Consider the following 20,885-nt stretch of genomic DNA (forward strand, 5'->3'; position numbering starts at 1 on the left):
TTAAAAAATTTTGGGAGGATGGCAGTACATGATCAATATTGCCGACAGGAAAGTGTTTGCTGAGTATTTGCTGCAGAAGAATCTTATTTCTGATGCGGACAGTACTGAGATCGAACAGTTAGGAGGCGGCGTATCCTGTGAAGCTATTATGGTCAGGTCACCACAATTATCTTTTGTAGTAAAGCAGGCGCTGCCCAAGCTCAGAGTGAAGGAGGACTGGTTTTCAGATGTCAGCCGGATTGTAACGGAAAAAGATTGTCTAGCTTTTTATAATCAGGTGGTGCCGCAGGCCACACCAAAATTATTGTTTTACGACGAAGAAAACTATTTATATGGAATGGAAGCGGCACCGGCAGGATCGGAGATGTGGAAAAAACAGCTGCTTAATGGCCGGATTGACTACGCAGTTGCCGGTAAAGCGGCACTGGCTTTGGCCAATGTCCACAATGTGGCGGCCGGGGATAAAATCATTAAAAATCGGTTTGCAAGCAAGAAGTTTTTTATCGAATTAAGGATTGATCCGTATCTGCGGTCAATCGCCAAACGGCATCCGGCTTTGTCAGCAATTATTGACCAGGAGACAAACCGGCTGTTGGCAACACAGGCAACCCTGGTTCACGGCGATTACAGCCCCAAAAATATTCTGGTTAACGGGCAACAGATTTTCATTCTTGATTTTGAGGTCGCTCATATTGGTGACCCATCCTTTGACCTGGGTTTTTTAACAAATCATTTTCTGCTTAAGGCGGTAAAAAATAAGCAATGGGCATTAAGTTACCTTAATCTCGCGCTGTACACGGCTGAGGTTTATTTGCAAAAGATTAATTTTATGGATGCAGGCTTACTGGAACGAAATACTGTTAAAACGCTCGCCCTATTATTTTTATCCAGGGTCGACGGGAAATCGCCGGCTGAATACATAACCGCCGGCAGTGATCAGGATTCAATCCGCAAAATCAGCTATTATCTTCTGCAGAATGATGTGCAAACATACCGGTCACTGATCCGGTATGTCGGGCAAGAGCTTAAAATCATGACCTAAAAACAAAAAAGAAGGGATGCTATTTATGAGAGATACAAGAATTAAAAGAATTAAGGCCCGGCAGGTATTTGACTCGCGCGCCAATCCGACGGTCGAGGTTGACGTCGAACTGGAATGTGGCAGCAGGGGGCGGGGCACAGTTCCCTCCGGTGCGTCCACAGGCATCTATGAGGCCTTGGAGTTAAGGGATGGAAATCCGAACAGTTTTCGGGGCAAATCGGTTCTTAAGGCGGTCGAAAATGTTAATCAGTGCATTGCACCGGCCCTGACCGGGACCAATGCCCTGAAGCAGTCAATTATCGACATGACAATGCTAAATCTGGATGGAACAGAAAACAAATCCAAACTGGGAGCCAATGCGATTCTGGGGGTGTCGATAGCAACGGCCTGGGCGGCCGCCAATGCCTGCGAAACGCCTCTGTACCGCTATCTGGGCGGAGTACAGGCAGTTACCCTGCCTGTGCCGATGGTACAAATTATCGGCGGCGGCCTGCACGCAGGCCAAAGTATTGATATTCAGGATTTTCTCATTATCCCGGTCGGCGCGGCTACTTATTCCCACGGGATTGAAATGGTGGCCAATGTATACCATGCCACCAAAGAGGTATTCACTAAGTATGGAAAACCGTTGTCTGTAGCCGACGAGGGTGGCTTCTGGCCTACATTCTCCGCTAATGCGGAAGGGCTGGACCTGTTGGTGGAAGGAATCCGCCAAGCCGGCTATCAGGCGGGAGCCGAGGTCGCGATTGCCCTGGACATTGCTGCCAGTCATTTTTATCAGGATGGCAAATATACCTTTGCGGCCGAAGGCCGGGAAATGGACAGTCAGGAATTTGCCCGGCTGTTGTCAGGCTGGGTAGACAAATACCCGATTATTTCCATCGAAGACGGGATGGCTGAAGATGACTGGGACGGCTGGAGCATCTTATCGGCCCAACTGAAAAACCGCATTCAGTTGATTGGGGATGACCTGTTTACCACAAATGCCGGTCGCATTAAACGGGGTATAGACCAGAATATTGCCAACAGTGTATTAATCAAGATGAATCAGATTGGTACTATTACCGAGACACTACAGGCGGTAGAACTGACCCGTAATGCCGGTTATCTGCCGGTTGTTTCGGCTCGGTCAGGAGAAACCGAGGATGCGACAATTGTTCACCTGGCTATTGCCACCAATGCCGGCCAGCTTAAGGTTGGTTCAATTGCCCGTACTGAACGGACCGTAAAATGGAATGAGCTGCTGCGAATTGAAGAAGAGCTGGGAACAGAAGCAGTTTATCCGGGCCAAGATATTTTCAGGCGCATAATTAAAGAATAAGTAAACAAGGGAGGTATGTTACTATGGCAGACTCCGTAAAAGCCGGTGTTTTTCGGTTCCGGTATATTTTATTGGCAATCATTTCCTTCTGCTATTCCATTCAATATCTGGACAGAGTCAATACCAATATTCTCTTACCCTTTATCAGCAAGGATATTGGCATGAGCAATTATGAAATCGGGATTGGCGCAGCCCTGATGCTGGTTTTCTATGGACCTTCCCAGGTGGTAACCGGCTGGGTATGTGACAAAATCGGCTCTCGTAAAGTCCTGATATTCTCTATTATTGCCTGGAGCGCCCTGACCTATTTGCAGTCTACAGTGCATAGCGTCAGTGAATGGTATATACGAATGGTACTGTTCGGCATTATGGTGGGAACTGAATTTATTCCGTCAGCGCGGCTGATTGTCCGTTATTTCCCACCGCTGCAACGGGCCCGGGCCCAAAGCATTCTTTCCTGGGCCTGGATCATTACCCCCGCCTGGGCACCAATGGTCAGCACGTTACTGTTTACGCTGTATGGCAACGAATGGCGGGAAATCTTTAAACTGCTTGGTTTAATCGGTGTTATCCCGCTTATTCTGGTTATCTTGTTTGTTTTTGACCATCCTGAACAAAACCGCTTTGTGAAAAAGCAGGAGGCGCTGGAAGCCTACGAGGACGAGATCAAGCAGGGAATTATTACCGCCGAAGATGTCCAAAAAGGCGATGTGAAGATTATTGCCAAAAAATCTCAGGGCTTGAATGTTTCTTTCAGCAAAATCCTGCAAACCCCGGGCTATATCCCCCTGGTTTTTGTATATGTGGCTGCTCAGCTGGCCTTTTGGGGTGTTATGGTCTGGTCGGCACAATATTTGATTCAGGTACACGGATTCAGCGTTATGAAAATGGGCGTCTGGGCCTCAATCTACTTTATTGGCGGTGCGTTAGGATCATTTGCCAGCGCCTGGGTCAGCGACAAGATCCTGGGCGGTCGCCGCAAGCCAATGATTATTCTGTGTTTTGCCTGCATGATTCCTTTTATTGTTATTCTGGCAACCCTGACCAAAGGAGTTTCGCCATTTGTATTATTGTTAACACTTACCGGTGCCGGATTTTTCTCCAACATGGTCTGGGGACCGGCTATCACCCTGCCGGCCGATATGTTCCCGGTAGAGTCTTACGGCAAGGCCATGGGGGGCGTAAACTGCATTGCCTATATGGCAGCCGCAGCCTCTCCTTTTATTATGGGCGGCTTAATCAAGATCGATCCGGTCACAAAATCAGCCGACTATTTCTATGCCTGGTTATGGGTTGCCTTCACCGCCCTGCTGGGGGTTGTTGCCGCCAGTATGCTGGTGGACAGGCAGCGGCTGAAAACCGCAGCCAGTGGAAAAACTGTCGCCTCCTGATACACGTATGGCAAAAGATAGCCTACCCGCGCATAAGCAGTTAATTGATTTGCAGTACAACGGTAAAACCACGCCAGCAACCTCAATCAAAAAACTCCTGGTAAATCCCACGGGGATTTGCCAGGAGTTTTTGCTGTCTATAATATGATCAAATAGAATCTAATGATTCAATAACCGGCACTACAAAGGGTTTCGGTGCTTCAATAACTTCTGTAGGCAGGCCCATTGTCGCCAGCAGTTCTATAAAAGGTGTAGGATCAAGCTCTTCCACATTGACCATCTGCTTAACATCCCAGTCGCCGCGGGCGACTAAGATGGCCGCGGCCGCGGCCGGGACCCCGGCCGTATAGCTGATGGCCTGGGATTCCACTTCCTGATAGCATTCGGCATGGTCACAGGTATTGTAAATGAAGATTTGGCGCGGCTGATTGTCTTTGGTGCCGCTGATGAAATTGCCGATGCAGGTTTTACCGGTATAATCAACTGCCAATGAGGACGGATCAGGCAAGAGCGCTTTCAGTACCTTGAGGGGCGCAATCTCCACGCCTGCCGCTATTTTAACCGGTTTCTCCGAGGTAAGGCCAAGATTGGTCAGCACCGAGAACACGTTTAAGTAATGTTCGCCAAACCCCATCCAAAACCGAATAGAATTCGCATTAATATTTTTAGACAATGAGTGCAGTTCGTCATGTCCGGTCAGATATACGGAACAGGTTCCCACGACCGGAAATTCGTAATCCACTTTAATCGAATGAACTTTTTGCAGTACCCATTTGCGGTCAATCCAGGTCCACACTTTCCTGAATTCACGGAAATTAATCTCGGGATCGAAATTTGTGGCAAAATACTTGCCGTGGCTGCCGGCATTAACATCCAGTATATCAATGGTATCGATTGTATCAAAATATTCCTTTTGCGCGAGCGCGCACCAGGCATTAACAACGCCCGGATCAAAGCCGACCCCTAAAATTGCCGTGATCTGCTTGTCCTGACAGCGCTCTTTACGTTTCCATTCATAGTTGGCATACCAGGGCGGGTCCTCGCAGACCTTGTCCGGATCCTCATGGATCGCCGTATCCATATACACGGCACCGGTTTCGATGCACGCCTCCAGCACCGACATATTCACATAAGCCTGCCCGACATTGATGACGATTTCCGACTTGGTGTCCTTGATTAATTCGATCACAGCCGGAACATCCATGGCGTTGACTGCCCGCGAATACAGTTTTTTCGCCGGGTCCTGCAAATGATTTTTGCGCAGTACGCTGTCAATAATTGCGTCGCACTTTTGCTGGGTACGTGAAGCGATACAGATATCACCCAAAACATCATTATTCATCGCGCATTTGTGAGCTACCACATGACCCACGCCACCAGCACCAACAATTAAAACATTTTTCCTCATTTCTTTCTCCTCTGCTAAAAAATTTAATTTAAGATAAATTATTTAAGAAATCCGGGTAAGTGAACTGACGCACAACCTCAATCGTACCATCTAGCCTGCGCACGGCAATCGCCGGCATCTGCAGGCCATTGAACCAGTTTTTCTTTACCATTGTGTAGCCGGCGGCATCGGCAAAACGGATTTGGCTGCCAATTGCCAATGGTTCGGCAAAATCAAAGGTGCCAAAAACATCGCCTGCCAGGCACGAGCGCCCGGCCACCATATAGGTATGCCTGCCGGGGCCGGTTGTCTCCATTTTGGCTGCAAGCCGGTAGATTAACAAATCCAGCATATGCGCCTCAACCGAAGCATCAACAATAGCAATATCCATTTCGTTATGCACGATGTCAACCACACTGGTAACCAGCTCGGTACAGCCGGTAATCGCACTTTCCCCGGGTTCCAAATACACCTGAATATTAAACCTGTCAGCAAAGTCTGCCAGTTTTTGGCTGAACTTGTCCAGCGGATAGCCCGCTTGCGTAAAATATAAGCCACCGCCCAGACTTACCCATTCCAGCGCCTGCAAAAAATCGCCATAGCTGTCGCCGATCAAATCAAGCTGCTCTGAAAACGCGGCAAAATCATCGTTTTCACAGTTGTAATGAAACATCAGACCGCTAAGCCGGGGCAGCTGCTCGGCCAGCGCCGCCCTGTCCGTCACCCCCAGGCGCGAATACTTGCGGGCCGGATCGGCCAGATCAAAATGAGAGTGGCTAAACCCGGGATTTACGCGTAATCCCAGCTTGGCTGATTTTACTGTATCATAATATTGATCCAACTGGGAAACCGAATTAAAGATAATCTTATCGGCAAATTCGGCCACAGCCAGGATATCGGCCTGTGAATAGCCGACACAATAAGCATGTGTTTCCTTGCCGAATTTTTCGAAACCCAGCCTCGCCTCATAGAGAGAACTGGAGGTGGTGCCTGCCATATACTCGCGCATCAGATCAAAGACACACCAGGTGGAGAAACACTTCAGCGCCAGTACCGACCTGGCCCCCGAGAGCTGCTGCACCTGCTGAATAATCTGCAGATTACGCAATAGCTTTTTCTCATCAATGAGGTAATAGGGGGTATTAATCTTCATTATTTATAACTCCTGTTTAAGTATGTACTAAAAATAACGGCAGCAGTCAGTTTATTTTCTCATAATGCAACTACGACATTAATAATAGCAAAAATGACGGCATTTGTCGATTATTCTTTAAAAACAACCGTAATTTGCCGAAAAAAGCGATTTACGCCAGAAAAGTCAGGCACCATCCAGCCTATGCCGATTCTGATAGCCTAAGTACCTTGACCGGGTTGAAAATTCAGGTTAGGTTGGGAGACTTTTTCGTCCTGCAGGGCGGGAAAAGATCCACAAGCTAACCAAAGTGTTAATCTGGTCAAGGTACGAGCAGCGCAAAATGAAAAAGACGGCCTCCCATCCCAGACACCGGATTTGAGGCTGTCAGATTTTTCAGAGTCTTATCCACAGAAACTAATATTGTCTATTCCACAACCATATTACTTTATCCCATAGAAGCCGGCCTGCATACCGGAAACCCAGAAGACCTCAACCGGGGAAAAGCCGGCTGCAGTCAACAGCTGCCGGTGGGCCGCAAGGGTGACCGGCTGCAGTTCAGTTCCATATCTGCTGATATGCCTGTCCGCTGCCTCCGGGCTTTTACCGTTCAGTACCTGAGTCCGCCGCCAGCGCGCAAGACCGATTTGTGTGCCTGCTGCCGTATCAGGCTGAATGGTCTCAAAGGTAATATAGATACCACCCGGTTTGAGCATCCGGTAACAATTGCCGGTCGCTTGCCGGCGGCCGGCCGCATCTAAATAATGATGAACCATAACGGCGGTAATCACATCAAAATTGTCCGTATAATCTAAATCCTCACTGCCTGCCAATACAAAAGAGACTTTGCTATTTGCCAGTTTTTCCGCAGCAAGCTGCAGCATCGCGGGCGCCGGATCTGCAGCCACAAACCGGGTTGAGCCAAACTCGGCCATTGCCTTGACAATAAGCGTGCCAGTCCCGCAGCCGGTGTCAAGCCAGGCCGAGGGCCGGGGCACAGCTGCTTTGACCAGATCCAGAATTTCATCATGAAATAAATGATAGCGGGGAATCGTTTTGTCAACATTTACATCATAATCCGCGGCTGCCTGCGAAGTCTTATTATCACGCATCTTGTACCTCCTGTGTAAGCCCGCTTATTAGCAGCTCTCCTGACAGTTTAATGTTTCGGCAATTTGGTCCAGTTGGGAAACCATTTTGCTTACTTGCTGGATCGTGTCGGCCACCTGGGTTACGGCCACGGCAATCTGGTTGATTGCCTCCTGGGTATCATTAATCTGGGTATATATAGTGGAACCATCTGACTTGATATTGCCAATAATTGTCTCAATCTTCTTGACCGAATCGGTACTCGTTGTTGCCAGCTTGCGAATCTCGCCGGCCACCACACCGAAGCCCCGCCCTTGTTCGCCAACCCGGGCCGCTTCAATCGCAGCATTGAGCCCCAGCAGATTCGTTTCACTGGTAACATTCCTAATCATCCCCAGCACCTGGTCGGTCTCCTGCACCCGCACCTGCGAATCACTTGCCACCTGGGCCAGTGTCCGGCCGGTGGCGGCAATCTCCTGGGTCTGGGCCGAAATCTCCTGCGTAGTGGCCGCCAGGATGTTCATACTGTCCAGCAGGTCACCGGCCATCTGTTTCATTGATTCCTGCAGCTCAACCGGCTGGGTTATGGCAATAGCACCGATAACTTCACTGGCGTCATTGTAAACAGGTATGGCCACCGAGGTATAGGGCAACCCATATAACGTTTTATCAAAACGCATGGCAATCCGCCTTTGCTCGTGGATGGCGCGATACACCCCGCTGCCGGCCTTCAGCGGCTGGTCCTTTGGTACTTTTAAATCAAGCTTTCCGCCCGGTTTATACAGGATAAACTTTTCCCGGTCGGTGAGAGTTACCCCCGCATCGTACTGCAAAGCCTGTTGAATGACCGGTAAGGCCCACAGCAGTTTGTCCAGGATCTCCTTATCACTTGCCGACATACTCATCGCCTCTCTTTTTTTACATATAGTAGCCACTAATATCCACAGGCAGGATGCAGGTTAAGCGAAAGTCAAACACCGGCGGCGCCTTGCCAACAACCTGCCTGAAAAACTTTTATTTTAGTCAAATTATTCTGGCACAGGGCTTTAGCCGCTGCATCATAACAGGAGGAAAACGCCAAGGCTCCGGTACTTTGGCGTTTTGTATTCCGGCTATTTTTACTATTTTACGTAGGCCGCTTCAGTCGCTCTGATTTGCGGTAAGCCAATCAGCTCATTGAACTCGGTAAAAGCAACCATTTGGTCCAGCATACCGGCAGTAGTCCCGGTTGCCTTCAGATTTTCCATTAAGCGGGTGATGGCCAGCGTCATGGTGTAGGTCGATGCCGTTGGATAAATAACAATCTGATAGCCGATAGCCGCCAGCTCCGGCACCGGCAGCAGCGGTGTCCGGCCGCCTTCCACCATATTAGCCAGTACCGGTACGGTAAAGCCGGCGGTAATCCTTTTCATTTCCCCGACACTCTCCGGCGATTCCACAAACAGGATATCGGCCCCTGCTTCTTCATACGCTTTCGCCCGGTCCAGGGCCTCATCAATCCCATGCACAGTCCGGGCATCCGTCCGGGCAATAATTACCAGGTCAGCATCCCGGCGGGCATCAACGGCGGCCTTAATTTTGCCGACCATTTCAGCCTGAGGCACGACCTGACGGCCAGTCATATGACCGCATTTTTTGGGGGTAACCTGATCTTCCAGCTGAATGGCGGCCACACCGGCCTTTTCATACTCACGGACAGTACGCATTACATTGACCGCATTCCCAAACCCGGTATCAGCATCGGCAATAACCGGTATGCCGACAGCCTCGACAAGATTGGCCGCCCGGGCTACCATTTCACTCATCGTCAGCAGGCCCACGTCCGGTTTACCCAGATGGCTGGCTGCCTGGCCGTAGCCTGTCATATATACTGCCGGGAAGCCGGCTTTCTCAATGATTTTAGCGGTCAGTGCATCATGGGCGCCAGGGGCTACAATAATACCCGGACCTGCTAATAATTGTCGCAACACGCTAGTTTGTCTCATGCTCATTCCCCTTTAGGTTTATCTTAAAATATTTTTTGGCAAAGCGGCCGCACTGGTCGGCATAACGGGACCCTAAGGCTCCCAGGGCATACAATAGATACTGTTCATCAATAATAAACCGGGGCTGAACAGGTAATAAGGAAATCCCGGGGTTCTTAAAAGCCGCGGCCAGGATCAGCTGGTTATCGGCCTGGGAACCATGGGTAAAAATCCCGCCCACGGCGATCACATACTTCACCCGGCGCAGATCCCTGCCAACCGGGGTTCCGGGCATAATGCCCATAACCGGATTAAAATCCTGGGCAATATACCCGGCATGCCGCTTTAAAGCTACTTCAATGGCGCTAATCGCCAGTGCCAGATCAAACTGTTTTTCCTGCGGCGACTGGCTGATATGGCCAGGGTTCTGTTCCAGATATTCGGTATAGGCTGACAATTGATTGGCCGTCTCTTCACTGTTATAGCCGATTTTGGCCAATACGCCCAGTGGGCCGATTGTTTCAACAATGCCTGTTGCACTGACACGCAAACCCAGATTTCCTTCAACAGTACGATAAGAGGGTTGCTTTTCATTAGTTACAACCAGGCCCTTTTCCTCAATGGTCAGCTTCTCCAGCTCAGGCAGGACCGAATGGATATCGGTAGTGGCTCCCCCAATATCAATGACGATGACATCACCGACACCTTCTTCCTGGAAAGTTCCTTTGGCCAGCAGCTCTGCACCCAACAGCACTGCGCCAGGCGTAGGCATCACTTTCTTATTGGAGACAATATTCAGTAGTTTATTTAACCCTTTAGCCTGGGTAATCTGTTTGATAAACTGCTCATGAATGGCCTCTCTGGCCGGTTTAACCTTTAATTCATGAATTGTTGGCATTACATTAGGGACACGGATATGGGGAATGTCACAGCTGGTAAAAATCTCTGCCACCTGGTTTTGGGCCTCTTTATTGCCGGCAATAATTATCACGGCTTTGATGCCGGCCTGAACAATAATATGTGCATTCTCAATGAGTGATTGCTGATCACCGCCGTCGGTACCGCCGGCCAGTAAAACAATATCCGGTTTAATCTCCCGCAGTACTTCCAAACGGTATTCCGGCAAATCCTCATGGCTGATGATTTCCAAAACCCGGGCCCCCGCACTCATCGCTACCTCTTTGGCGGCTTTGGCGGTTACCCGGGGCATGTAGCCAAGGGCTACCATCCGCAGGCCGCCGGCCGCACTGCTGGTGGAAAAGACTTTAGCTTCGTCTGACACCCGGACACCACTTGCCACTAATGCCTGTCTGGCATTGACAAGGCCTGTTTCAATATCGGCAATGGTTGTTGGCGCCTGGGAGCGGGCCACAAACTCCAGTTCCCCCCGGTTCAGCCGGAAGGCTGTTAACTTCGTGTAGGTGCTGCCCACATCCAATACCAGCAGATCTGCATGCATACGATTACCCCCATCCCGGCTAGGCGTTCCTTACAAAGACATAACCTTCCATGATCCGGCGGGCTGTGCGGGAAAACGCAGCCCGCACCAGTTCACCCTTGTCCACAGCGGCTTCAATATCAATAATGCCGGCTGGATGGCCAATACGAATAACCTCAATGGTGTCAATATGAGGAATGGCTTCATGAACGATTGTTCCCGCAATCTTTGCCGCCGCCCCGGTGCAGGCCGTACCTGTACCCGGATAGGTTTTATGCAAAACCTGCATAAACATCATTCTGGACAAGAAATCAACCTGCTTGCTGCTGATTGTCTGACCTGTCGTAAAATCAACATAATCGGCAGCCGGAGCCACAAAAGCAATCATGGGGAAAGCCGGGCTTTTTTGCGTGGCTGTCTGAATATCCGGAGCCATGCCGATCATCACCGTCGCCTTTGCCCGGATTTCTTCCAATAATGCCAGGAGAGCCGCATTACCATTCACTTGCTGCGGCGTTTCCTGTCCTGTCATGCCAAGGTCTTTGGCTCTGACAAAAACGCAGGGATTGGAAACATCAACAATAGAAATATCCAAAGGCCCGTTACTTGTTGAAATCGTGTCAACAGGGTTGCCTGTTGGCAGCAGCCTGTCTGTCGCCGAGCCGGCAGTGCCGGAAAAATCCAGCATAATCCTGGCGCCGGTACCAGGCACACCGTCAATCTTGCAGTCGCCGGTCACCCTGGCCCGTCCATTTACGGTAGGTACTTCAGCAACCAGAATCCTGCCTGTATTGGTATTATGAATCCGTACCGTTGTCGTGGGGGCTTGGGCTGCAACAAATCCTTCATCGATGGCAAATGGCCCCACCGCCGAGGAAATATTGCCGCAATTACCGGTATAATCGATATAAGGCGCTGTCAGGCTGACCTGACCAAAGGTGTAGTCAATGTCAGCGTCCGGATGCGTAGAGGGAGCTATAATTGCCAGTTTGCTTGTCAGCGGGTCAGCGCCCCCCAGGCCGTCGATCTGCCGTACATCCGGACTGCCGAATATCTCCAGAATCACCTGGTCCCGTACAGCTGCATCCTGTGGCAGATGATTGGCTTTCAAAAACATGGCCTTACTTGTGCCGCCCCGCATAATTACACAAGGTATTCTCTGCATCTCACCCATTACAAACCTCTCCTCTCTAACGCTGCTTCGATCCATTTGACACACTGAGCAGGATCGGTACCAGGGCCGAAAAATCCGTCAACCCCCAAAAAGCCGGTCCCTTCATTGGCAATCTTTTCTTCATAAAAAGTATGTTCTTCTTCTTTTTCGCTAATCCGCCCCCCGGCGATCAAGAGTACTTTGTCCCGCAGTCCCAGTTGTTGCAAGCGGCCCTCAACCCGGGGAAACAGATCCCGCCCCAGTCCGAGCAGATTAGCAATACCGATGATTTCCGCCTTGGCCTCAGCCGCCACTTCAGCCACCGTTTCCGGCAGGTTCATGCCCCGCATGTAAATGACTTCATAGCCGGCCTTTTCAAATTCCTCGCGAATCAGGTTAATGCCCATCACATGGGCATCAGCCCCCACAGTAGCTAATACCATCTTCTGTTTGCGGGTTGGTTTTTTCTCTTCCGGCACCACGACCGGCTCGCTGGTTATCGCCATGCGGGCAGCATCGACCCCCAGCGGTGTATAGCCAGGGATATAGCGTTTAATACCATCTTTATCGCGATGGGTTTTTACATGACGCTTCAGGTCCCAGCCGCCGGCCCGGGGGCAATCCATAACACCCGCTTTACCGGCCTGGACAATTCGTTCAATCATTTCGTCTTTCGCATATTGCCGCCAAAAGGTTTCATTGATCTCAGTCGGCGCAAGTGTACGCTGAAGTCCTAAAACAGACTCAAGCACCGCCATCGCTTCACTGAGAATTTCTTGCTTGCGCTCTTCAATATAGGGATCGCGGATTTCTATCGCGACAGTGTTCTCAAATACATTATGGGTGGCCCAGATGGCCTTAGCCATCGAAGCACCTGTCGGAATGCCCACCGACTCAGCCGCCTTCGGCCGGTAGAAATGGGCCCCGCCAAGTTTTGCACTGATCGCCATGCGGGCAAAATGCGCCGCTTCGGCGATTAAATCACCGGGCGGATTCTGGAAGGTCTCCGGCACGACAATCAGGCTCTTGCTCCACATAGTTTCTTTAAAGGCTTTCATTACGGCCAGATCGGCCAGAATATTAAGACCGGCCACATTCATCTGCACGGCGCTGAGCTCAGGCGGCAGCCCGGCTAACACCCCCAGCCCCTCCGCCAGCAGGCACATGGCTAAGGCCATCCCGTCCGTACCGCCAATGTTATTCAGATGCTTATGGGATTCAATCTGTACGAATATGTTGTTTTCAGCACATATCTCCAGGGCCTTAAAGCCGTTAACCACCTTCGTTTTATAGTCATGAATGCCCCGGCCGCCAAAATGGACATGGATAACCGGGCCGATATCAGTACCGTCAAAGCCGGCAATCAACGCATTAATGATCGACAGATGGGGCGTGTCGCCGGTGGCATTGATCCGCATCGGATGAGCAGCCCCGCCGCCCAGTTCCACCAGTTTCCGTTCGCCGTCAGGGGTAATGCCGCCTTTACCACGGGATTGCTCGATCAGGTCCCGCCCTTTCAGGGGATCAATATGCCGGGTGGCCTCGGAATGGACGAAGTGAAAAAGGTTAATGCCCAGTTTTTCCGCCATATTGTACATTTCCAGTGATTCCTGATAGGTTTCTCCGGCGGTATTACGCCCTAAAATCGGATTCTGCACCGGGATGCCGGTCAGCTCCGCCTGCCGGGCCAGCTCATAAATCCGGTAGCCGCTTCGTTCCACCCCGTTGACCAGCCGGGGATAGGGAGCCGGCAGCCCCTCAACCGCACCGTCTTTGCCAATTGTCGGCATCGCTACGTCAAAAGTCTCCCGGTAAGCGCAGACGCTGTCATAATCTTCAATAATGATCTGTTTTGTTCTTTCCTGCACGCTTTATCCCTCCATGGCTTTAGTTGTTGCTGATGCCCAGTTCTTGCCTGACCCGGTTGATTAAACCGCCGGCAGCAATGGTTGCCAGCACATTGGCCGATAAAGCCTGGGCGGCAATCTCCCGGTCCGCTGTTCTGACAATCCCCTGCACAAGATCGGCCTCAACCAGGTCACCGGTCTGAACATGCCGGCGCAGCTCCGCCACCAGCACCGGCAAGCCGATATTAATGGCATTGCGCCGGAAAATCCGGGCAAAGGATTCGGCAATAATCAAACTTACCCCGGCCGCCTGCAGCGCTACCGGCGCCTGTTCCCGGCTGGAGCCGCAGCCGAAATTCCTGCCGGCCACAATAATGTCGCCGGCCTGAACCCGGGCTGCAAAATCAGCCTGTTTACTGCCGGCCATCGCATACCTGGCCAGTCCGGAAAACTCTTCCGCCATCGCATAGCCTGGCAGGATCTGATCGGTATCCACGTCATCGCCAAACACCCAAACCTGCCCCTTAAGCCTGTTCATAACCAACGCCGCCTTCCAGTACTAATGATCCCGGCCGGGTAATCCGGCCCCGGACAGCCGTGACTGCCGCCGTAGCGGCCGAGGCTAAATATACCTGGGCGCTGCGATGCCCCATCCGCCCGGGGAAATTACGGTTGGTCGTGGATAAAATAACATCCCGGTCGGTGCCAAGCCCCTGGTGGGCCCCAAAACAGGGTCCGCAGCCGGGATTGGTGACAACGGCCCCGGCATCACGCAAAATCCTGCACCAACCGGCCGCTTCCATAGCGGCCAGCACATTTTTCGAGGCCGGGATAACCAGCATGGTAACCGCCGGATGCACCGGCCGGTGCTTAAGCACATTAACTACCTGCTCCATATCGGACAGGCGGCCGTTGGTACAGCTGCCGACAACGACTTGGGTTACCGCTACCTCTGCCAGTTGGCTGACAGGCCGCACATTCGCCGGCGAATGCGGGCAGGCGGCCACGATATCAATGGTTTCCAGGGCCAGCTTCACTGTTTTTGCCACCGCCGGCGCGGCTGTCGCCTCACCGCCGAAACAGGCAATCATCGCCCCCATCTCAATGCCCATATTGCAGATGGTCAGCCGGTCATCCAGGCCAAGAGCGGTAATGCCGGGGCCGGTAAAAACAACAGCCTTGTCGGTCAGTCCGGCCACGCCAAACTCTTTGATCAGTGACAGCACAATATCCTTGCCGCCCACATAAGCCTGCGGCTGTCCGGTCATATACACCTCAATGACTTCCGGCACCTCAAGGTCAATGGTCCCGGTCGCCATCGCCGCCGCCAGCTCGGTTGATCCGACCGGGATCGCGACAACCCCGTAACCGCCGGCCGTACAGGTATGGGAATCGGCGCCTACCAGAATGCTGCCCGGCGGCAGCCGGTGCCGCTCGGCCAGCACCTGATGAATGACACCCTCGCCTTTATCATACAGGGTGATCCCGTACTGGCCGGCAAAGTCCTTCATGATCCAGTGCATGGCTTTAGCCTGTACCGTCGCCGCCGGAAAAATATGATCGATCACCATGACAACTTTCCCGGGGTCAAACACCTGGTCAACCCCAATCTGTTCAAACTGTTGAATAGCCATCGGCCCGGTAACGTCATGGGCTGCCACCAGATCAACACGGCAGCGGATATCCTGCCCTGCCGCCACTGTCTCCAGGCCTGCTGCCCTGGCCAGATATTGTTCAATAAAATTCATGACGCCCCCCTAATCAACAATCTCGATACCCAGTTTATTAGCCACCCGGTACGCTTCGGCCTGATCTGAGGCCTGCCTGAGCACCAGCCGGCCGCCGCCCCGGTTAAGGGACGATACCAGGGAGTTTTTTTCCGTGGCCAATACCGTGATCTGCTGCAGCTGGGGCTCCTGGACCTGCAGGATCTCAACCTCAATCCCCTCGCCGGCCACCTTGCTCATCACTTCCCGGTATAACTGGCTGTTGTCGGTACCGGCCCCGTATACAGCCGCCATCAATATTCCGGGAACATTAATCCCCCGGCGGGCAAACAGTTCCGGATACAACTCGATTTTGACCTTAGTAATCTTCCCTTTGGCCAGATAATGGGCAATCCGGGCGGCATTCGTCGGCGATCCCACCGCCTGGCTGCTGCCGCCGACAACCGCCTCGCCAAAAGGCTTGACAATCGCATTGGCTTTGCGGGCCATAGCCCGCGCCTCAGCCAGGGCTTGCTTGACCGTCTCTTCAATCCGCTCTTTCTCCAGCGCCTGCATATCATCGCCAATATAGGTTTCCACCGCCGCGTTGGTCTTAAAAAAGGGCTCCATATACTGAATGACAACAGGCACCACCTGCTTTGCCGACACCGGATGCACGGCGGCCGCCATCGCCACCATGACATCCACCGGCACCGTCACCGGAATCGAGGTGTGCAGGGCCAGCTGCGCGGCCAGCTTGCCGATCATAACGCCACCGCCGATATGGGTGGCGCACAGCCCGGCCACCATAACCCGCGGTGTGCAGGGGTTGGCAATTGTCGGTGATATCGCCAGCACAATCGCCTTGGCCATAGCGGCCGGGCTGCCGCCGGCCAGTTCGACAAAGGCGGCGGCCGACGCCGCCGCCCCGGCGCCGAAGCCTTCCATATTGCAGCCGGTGGAGGTCTTGCCCACCCGGAAGATTGTACCGATTTTCAGCATGACCGCGGCAACCCGGGCCACGGCTTCCTTATCCTCCAGTTCTTCCAGCAGCGCTCTGACAAACCCCGCATAGGTGCAGGAATCACCGGTACCGGCGCAGGGCTGCAGTCCGACTGAGTGATTGCCCACCTGGGCCCCCAGGGTATAGGTCAGCACTTTATTTAGAAACTCATCGGCCACAAGCTGGGGGGCGCCGGCCTGCGCCACTTCCCGGCCGGTGGTCCCCATTAAAAAGCTTGCGCCGGTTGTCGTCCCGATTTCCACAGCATACAGATTATGCGCAAAGCTGGCCAGCACGGCTGAATACACCTCTGACCGGGTCATGCTGCTTGTTGTCATTGCTTCCGCGATAATGACCTCACTGACCGGCACCTGCGCCTGCCCGGCTATATCAATACAGTCGCCGATTGTCAGTTCACCGGCTGCCAGACCTTTTGCCGCCATAATTTGATTGATTTTTTCCATCATCGACCACCGACCTTATCCCCGTACTTGAATGCCTGCCATTTCTTCCCAGACCTTGATTACCGCCGAAATATCCTCCCGGCCTAAGCCTTTGGCCCTGGCCATGGCAAACACCTGCTGGGTCAACGCCCCTACAGGCAGGGGTATTTCCAGGCTTCTGGCTGTTTCCATTGCCAGCTCCAGATCCTTATATTCCAGATCAATGGCAAAACCGGCGGCAAAATTATTGTTCAGAATAAACTTTTCCGCTTTGGCCTCCAAAGCATAGCTGCGGCCGGAGCTGGCCTGAATAATCTCCAGCATCACCCGGGGATCAAGCCCGGACCTGGCCCCCAGTACCAGGGCCTCCGCCACAGCCGCCATGTTGATGCCAAGCAGCAGGTTATTTACCACTTTCATTGCATCCCCTGCCCCGCTGGCGCCAACATGATAGATTTTTTTCCCCAGCCTTTGCAGCAGCGGCAGCACCCCTTGCACCGCCGCCGCTTCGCCGCCCACCATAATGGTCAGGGTTGCGGCCGCTGCGCCGGCAACCCCGCCGCTGACCGGTGCGTCAATATAGGCTATCCCCCGGGCCTGGGCCAGGGCCGCCATCTTTTTCGTGCTGCCGGCGGCAACACTGCTCATATCAATGATGGTCTGCCCGGCTGTGCCACCGGCCAGCAGGCCCTGCTCACCGGTCAGGGTACTCTCCACAACAGCGGCATTGGGCAGCATCATAATGATCACTGATGCCGCCGCTGCCAGCGCCCGGGGTGACGGGCACGCCGTTGCCCCCTGGGCTGCCAGTTCAGCCATGGCCGCCGCATTGACATCATAAATGTACAATTGAACTTCCGCCGACTTCAATAAATTTTGCGCCATCGGTTTGCCCATGGCCCCAATGCCGATAAAACCAATGTTCATGCTTCCACTCCCCCCGGGCCGGTTAGCGCAGGCCGTCTTCCCCTTTTATTTCCTGGACTTGCAAACCACCAATCCGCGGATGCGGCCGCCCCCCGGAGGTCACGGCCACGGCAACCACAATTTCATCGGCCGCCGGCGCATCGTGGAGCCTTATCTCCATGGCATCATAGTGGGTTCTGACAAAGGCGGCATCCTTATAGTGCAGGGGTACGTCCAGCGGCGTTCCCGGCCCGCCCAGCTTTTTGGCGGACGGAATGATGGCTTTGCCGCCGCCGACCGCTGCCCGCATCGGTTTGCCCAGCTTGGGATGAAGAATAGCGGCGCCATGCTCCAATTCACCGCTCAGGCCGATAATCGCCCCCTTGCCGTAACTCTCGGCCTGTTCGGCGGTAATGCCCATGGCCGCCACGGCCTTCTGGGCGAGCTCCCCGCCCAGATATTCGCCAATGTCGCTGAGCAGGCTCAGGTCGTCCACATATTCACCGGCAAACGGGTTCTTGATAACGGCTGCGGCCGTGCATTTTTTAAAAGGCTTATCAACCGCTTTCCTGCCATCCCGCAGGACCTCTTCCACAACAGTTACAATCTTGCGAATCGTCAACTCCATACTTCTTCCCCTCCTGATTTTTGCCACTTCTTAGACACACACGAAACTTATAAAATTTATGGGACCAAAAATCTCTTGGTCTGTTTCAGCTAGAGAGCAATGATAAACCCCTCCGGAATCATGACCAGCTGTTGTTGAACAAACACCGCGGCGCCGGCGATAACTCCCTGGTTGTATAATTCAGACGCCCGGCTCCAGCCGTTCATGAGCGCCGCTTCCACTACTGCCGGCGGCAGCAAGCCCACTTCGGTGACAACCTGGTGGCCCCATATATCGGTATTGGGGTCCAGTTGCTCAGCCCGGGCCAGTTTAACCGCGGGGTGGCCGACATAGGTGGCGTTGCCCAGACTGGTGGCGCAGGCATCAGCAACGGCAGCCGTGCCGGCCGCCACAACGGCGGCGGTAGCAATGCCTTTGGTAAAGCTGCGTCCGCCCAGGCCGCTTGTCGCCACCCCGCCAATCCCCCGGCTGTCATCCAGCACCAGCTTATGGGTAGGCTGCCGGCCAATGGCCGGCGCTATCCCAACCGCAGTTTTCTGCCCGGTTGCCAGCCGGACGGCGATATCGCCGCCGTTATTGACAATCGCTTTGGTAGCCCCCCGCGCCAGCAGCCAGTCGGCGGTCAGATCGGCGATGGTTCCGGCCACGGCCGCCATAGGCGTCAGGGTTATATCATCTGCCCGCTGTACCGCTGCCAGCATACGCTTTAACACCTCCGGCCAGTCATCGCCGCTCTTGATCGCCAGCTGCGGGCTGGCTGCCGGCTTCTGATAAGCAGCCAGCTCGTATAGTACCGCCCTGGCATAATGGGCGGCCTGTTGCGCCTGCCCGGTCAGGGGACTGCTGCCGGCCAGCGCTCTGATTGTCATTTGTATGGGACCAAAGTCCAGGCTGACCTTGCCCGGAGCCATCACCGTAATCATAATTAAACTTCCTTTTTTATTAAAGCTAGCGGTTTAACAGCGGCAGTATGGCCGCCGATTCTCTCAAAGGTGGCCCGCGTCATCGTATATTCAACCGGGGCTACCGTGGCCGGGGTGGCCACCCAGCTAAAGGCCTGGGGCACCACTTTTTCCACATCAACCATAAAATTAATCCCACCGCCGGGCAGAATATAGGTCGGAGCCCCGCCAATTGTCAGTTTTACTTCACCCTGGTGCACGGCCTGGGAAAGCTTAAGCGGGTAGGTCGTCACCCCGGCCCGGGCACTGCCGCCGGTCCCGCCCACATAGACAGCCGATACCCGGGCGTCCTCGCAGTTGGCGGCAATCAGGTCAACTACAGCCTGAATCTCAGCCGTCAGGGGAATTTCCCGGACCGTACCGTCAGCCTGAACCGCCAGCAGCCCGGCCTGCTGCCCGGTTGTCTCGGTAACCAGAATCCTGAGGCCGGGCTTAGCCAGTGCCATATCGACCGCCTGTACGGCCTGCAGGGGGCCGGCGATACCGGTGCCGCCCCAGCCATGGCCCTGCTCACCGAAATAACGGCCGCGCGTACTTTTCCGTCCGTTCGGAACAACACCGCTGTAGGTCATGCCGACCTCTTCCCCGGCCCGGTGCTCGGATAGCAGGCCAATGACATGATGATCAAGGATAATCGCTTCATCAACAACCTTGCTTACCTGGGCGGCAAACATACCAATAGTTGCACTGCCGCAGCCAACGCGCATTTTCTTTTCCGCCACGCCGTCAATGACCGGCGGCTGGCCCACCGCCAGTTCAAGCTTACTGCCTTTCTCCACCTGCAATACGATCCGCTCACCGTTGGCCAGACCGACAATCGTCCGGGCGGCCATAAACCCGTGTTTGCCGCTCAGGATATTGGCACCGCCGATTGATAACATCTTGGCACCGTATTCTTCGGTATCAACCATGCCGATTGCGGCCCCATCCCTGAATACCCGTGCCCCTTCCGCCCCAATATGGGCATTGGCGTCAATTTTGACTTTAATGCCGCTATAGCTGAGCGGCGCCTCGGTAACTACCGTTACTACCTCAATATCCCCCACACTGGCGGCCACGATATGAGGTGCCGGCTTACAGCAGGGATATTCAGTACCTGCGCCTACGGCTGTAATCAGAGGATGGTCCGGTATTTCCGGGTGCAATGCGCCGCCGGACTTACTTGCCGTCACTAACGGCCGGTTGCGTTCAAGGGTGCCGCTGACATTGGTGTACCGGCGGCAGGCGCCTTCAAAGCCGGGCTGGATTGCACACTGCACCGGGCAGGCGCGGCATATTGCTGCCCCGGTGGGAACAGTGCCATCCCGGCTTACTGCTCCGCAGGGACAGACGCGCATACAGACGCCGCAGCCGGTACAGTTTGGACCCAGCCGGGCTATTTTGTCGGTTAAAGCCACTGCACCGGTGGGACAGTTTTTTATACATAACCCGCAGCCTTTACACAGACTTTCCTCTATTACAATCATATGCCTT

Annotated in this window: 18 protein-coding genes; 3 read left to right on the forward strand and 15 right to left on the reverse strand. The window is 53.5% G+C overall.

The features are described 5' to 3' along the window. Positions 1 to 28: 28 nt before the first annotated feature. From SPTER_RS19160 to SPTER_RS19170, 3 genes are read left to right on the forward strand one after another with little or no spacing between them, the layout of a single operon-like run. The gene (locus tag SPTER_RS19160) at positions 29 to 1,042 is read left to right on the forward strand and encodes a phosphotransferase family protein (RefSeq protein ID WP_144351861.1); all 1,014 of its coding nucleotides are present in this window, start codon (positions 29 to 31) and stop codon (positions 1,040 to 1,042) included. 25 nt (positions 1,043 to 1,067) lie between these two features. Continuing rightward, positions 1,068 to 2,363: a phosphopyruvate hydratase gene (gene eno, locus SPTER_RS19165; protein ID WP_144351862.1), complete on the forward strand. Its 1,296-nt coding sequence runs from the start codon at positions 1,068 to 1,070 to the stop codon at positions 2,361 to 2,363. Positions 2,364 to 2,386: 23 nt separating this feature from the next. Next, on the forward strand, positions 2,387 to 3,754 hold the full coding sequence (locus SPTER_RS19170) for an MFS transporter (protein ID WP_144351863.1): 1,368 nt from the start codon (positions 2,387 to 2,389) through the stop codon (positions 3,752 to 3,754). Positions 3,755 to 3,902: 148 nt separating this feature from the next. Here SPTER_RS19170 and SPTER_RS19175 read toward each other — a convergent pair whose 3' ends face one another. The 15 genes from SPTER_RS19175 to SPTER_RS19245 form a co-directional block, all read right to left on the reverse strand. Continuing rightward, entirely contained in the window at positions 3,903 to 5,162 is a 1,260-nt protein-coding gene (locus tag SPTER_RS19175; protein WP_144351864.1) for a saccharopine dehydrogenase family protein, read from the reverse strand. Positions 5,163 to 5,190: 28 nt separating this feature from the next. Further along, positions 5,191 to 6,294 (reverse strand): carboxynorspermidine decarboxylase, encoded by a 1,104-nt coding sequence (nspC, locus tag SPTER_RS19180; RefSeq protein WP_144351865.1) that lies wholly within the window; start codon positions 6,292 to 6,294, stop codon positions 5,191 to 5,193. Positions 6,295 to 6,716: 422 nt separating this feature from the next. After that, positions 6,717 to 7,385, reverse strand: a complete 669-nt coding sequence (locus SPTER_RS19185) for a class I SAM-dependent methyltransferase (protein WP_144351866.1) — start codon at positions 7,383 to 7,385, stop codon at positions 6,717 to 6,719. 27 nt (positions 7,386 to 7,412) lie between these two features. After that, complete coding sequence (locus SPTER_RS19190; protein WP_144351867.1) at positions 7,413 to 8,261, reverse strand: methyl-accepting chemotaxis protein; 849 nt, start codon at positions 8,259 to 8,261, stop codon at positions 7,413 to 7,415. A 222-nt stretch (positions 8,262 to 8,483) separates the two neighbouring features. Further along, a complete protein-coding gene (locus SPTER_RS19195; protein WP_144351868.1) occupies positions 8,484 to 9,347 on the reverse strand; it encodes an isocitrate lyase/PEP mutase family protein in 864 nt (287 codons plus the stop codon). Continuing rightward, the gene (locus tag SPTER_RS19200) at positions 9,334 to 10,785 is read right to left on the reverse strand and encodes a glutamate mutase L (protein ID WP_144351869.1); all 1,452 of its coding nucleotides are present in this window, start codon (positions 10,783 to 10,785) and stop codon (positions 9,334 to 9,336) included. Before SPTER_RS19200 ends, SPTER_RS19195 begins: the two co-directional genes overlap by 14 nt. A gap of 19 nt (positions 10,786 to 10,804) precedes the next feature. Continuing rightward, positions 10,805 to 11,938 (reverse strand): 2-methylaconitate cis-trans isomerase PrpF family protein, encoded by a 1,134-nt coding sequence (locus SPTER_RS19205; RefSeq protein WP_144351870.1) that lies wholly within the window; start codon positions 11,936 to 11,938, stop codon positions 10,805 to 10,807. Further along, positions 11,938 to 13,785, reverse strand: a complete 1,848-nt coding sequence (locus SPTER_RS19210; protein WP_211367329.1) for a cobalamin-dependent protein — start codon at positions 13,783 to 13,785, stop codon at positions 11,938 to 11,940. Before SPTER_RS19210 ends, SPTER_RS19205 begins: the two co-directional genes overlap by 1 nt. Before the next feature lie 19 nt (positions 13,786 to 13,804). Beyond that, positions 13,805 to 14,302 (reverse strand): LeuD/DmdB family oxidoreductase small subunit, encoded by a 498-nt coding sequence (locus tag SPTER_RS19215; RefSeq protein ID WP_144351871.1) that lies wholly within the window; start codon positions 14,300 to 14,302, stop codon positions 13,805 to 13,807. After that, a complete protein-coding gene (locus SPTER_RS19220) occupies positions 14,289 to 15,512 on the reverse strand; it encodes an aconitase/3-isopropylmalate dehydratase large subunit family protein (protein ID WP_144351872.1) in 1,224 nt (407 codons plus the stop codon). The genes SPTER_RS19215 and SPTER_RS19220 overlap by 14 nt, the downstream gene beginning before the upstream one ends. 9 nt (positions 15,513 to 15,521) lie before the next feature. Then, positions 15,522 to 16,940 carry a hypothetical protein gene (locus SPTER_RS19225; protein WP_211367330.1) on the reverse strand — a complete coding sequence of 473 codons (1,419 nt, stop codon included), beginning with the start codon at positions 16,938 to 16,940 and terminating at the stop codon, positions 15,522 to 15,524. Between the two features lie 12 nt (positions 16,941 to 16,952). Continuing rightward, positions 16,953 to 17,843, reverse strand: coding sequence for an NAD(P)-dependent oxidoreductase (locus SPTER_RS19230; protein WP_144351873.1), 891 nt, complete (start codon positions 17,841 to 17,843; stop codon positions 16,953 to 16,955). A gap of 22 nt (positions 17,844 to 17,865) precedes the next feature. After that, positions 17,866 to 18,450, reverse strand: coding sequence for an amino acid synthesis family protein (locus SPTER_RS19235; RefSeq protein ID WP_144351874.1), 585 nt, complete (start codon positions 18,448 to 18,450; stop codon positions 17,866 to 17,868). A gap of 89 nt (positions 18,451 to 18,539) precedes the next feature. Continuing rightward, positions 18,540 to 19,373, reverse strand: coding sequence for an FAD:protein FMN transferase (locus tag SPTER_RS19240; protein WP_144351875.1), 834 nt, complete (start codon positions 19,371 to 19,373; stop codon positions 18,540 to 18,542). A 2-nt stretch (positions 19,374 to 19,375) separates the two neighbouring features. Continuing rightward, the gene (locus tag SPTER_RS19245) at positions 19,376 to 20,878 is read right to left on the reverse strand and encodes a 4Fe-4S binding protein (RefSeq protein WP_144351876.1); all 1,503 of its coding nucleotides are present in this window, start codon (positions 20,876 to 20,878) and stop codon (positions 19,376 to 19,378) included. Positions 20,879 to 20,885 lie beyond the last annotated feature (7 nt).

The sequence above is a fragment of the Sporomusa termitida genome (assembly GCF_007641255.1).
In the GTDB taxonomy this organism is placed as follows: Bacteria; Bacillota; Negativicutes; order Sporomusales; family Sporomusaceae; genus Sporomusa; species Sporomusa termitida.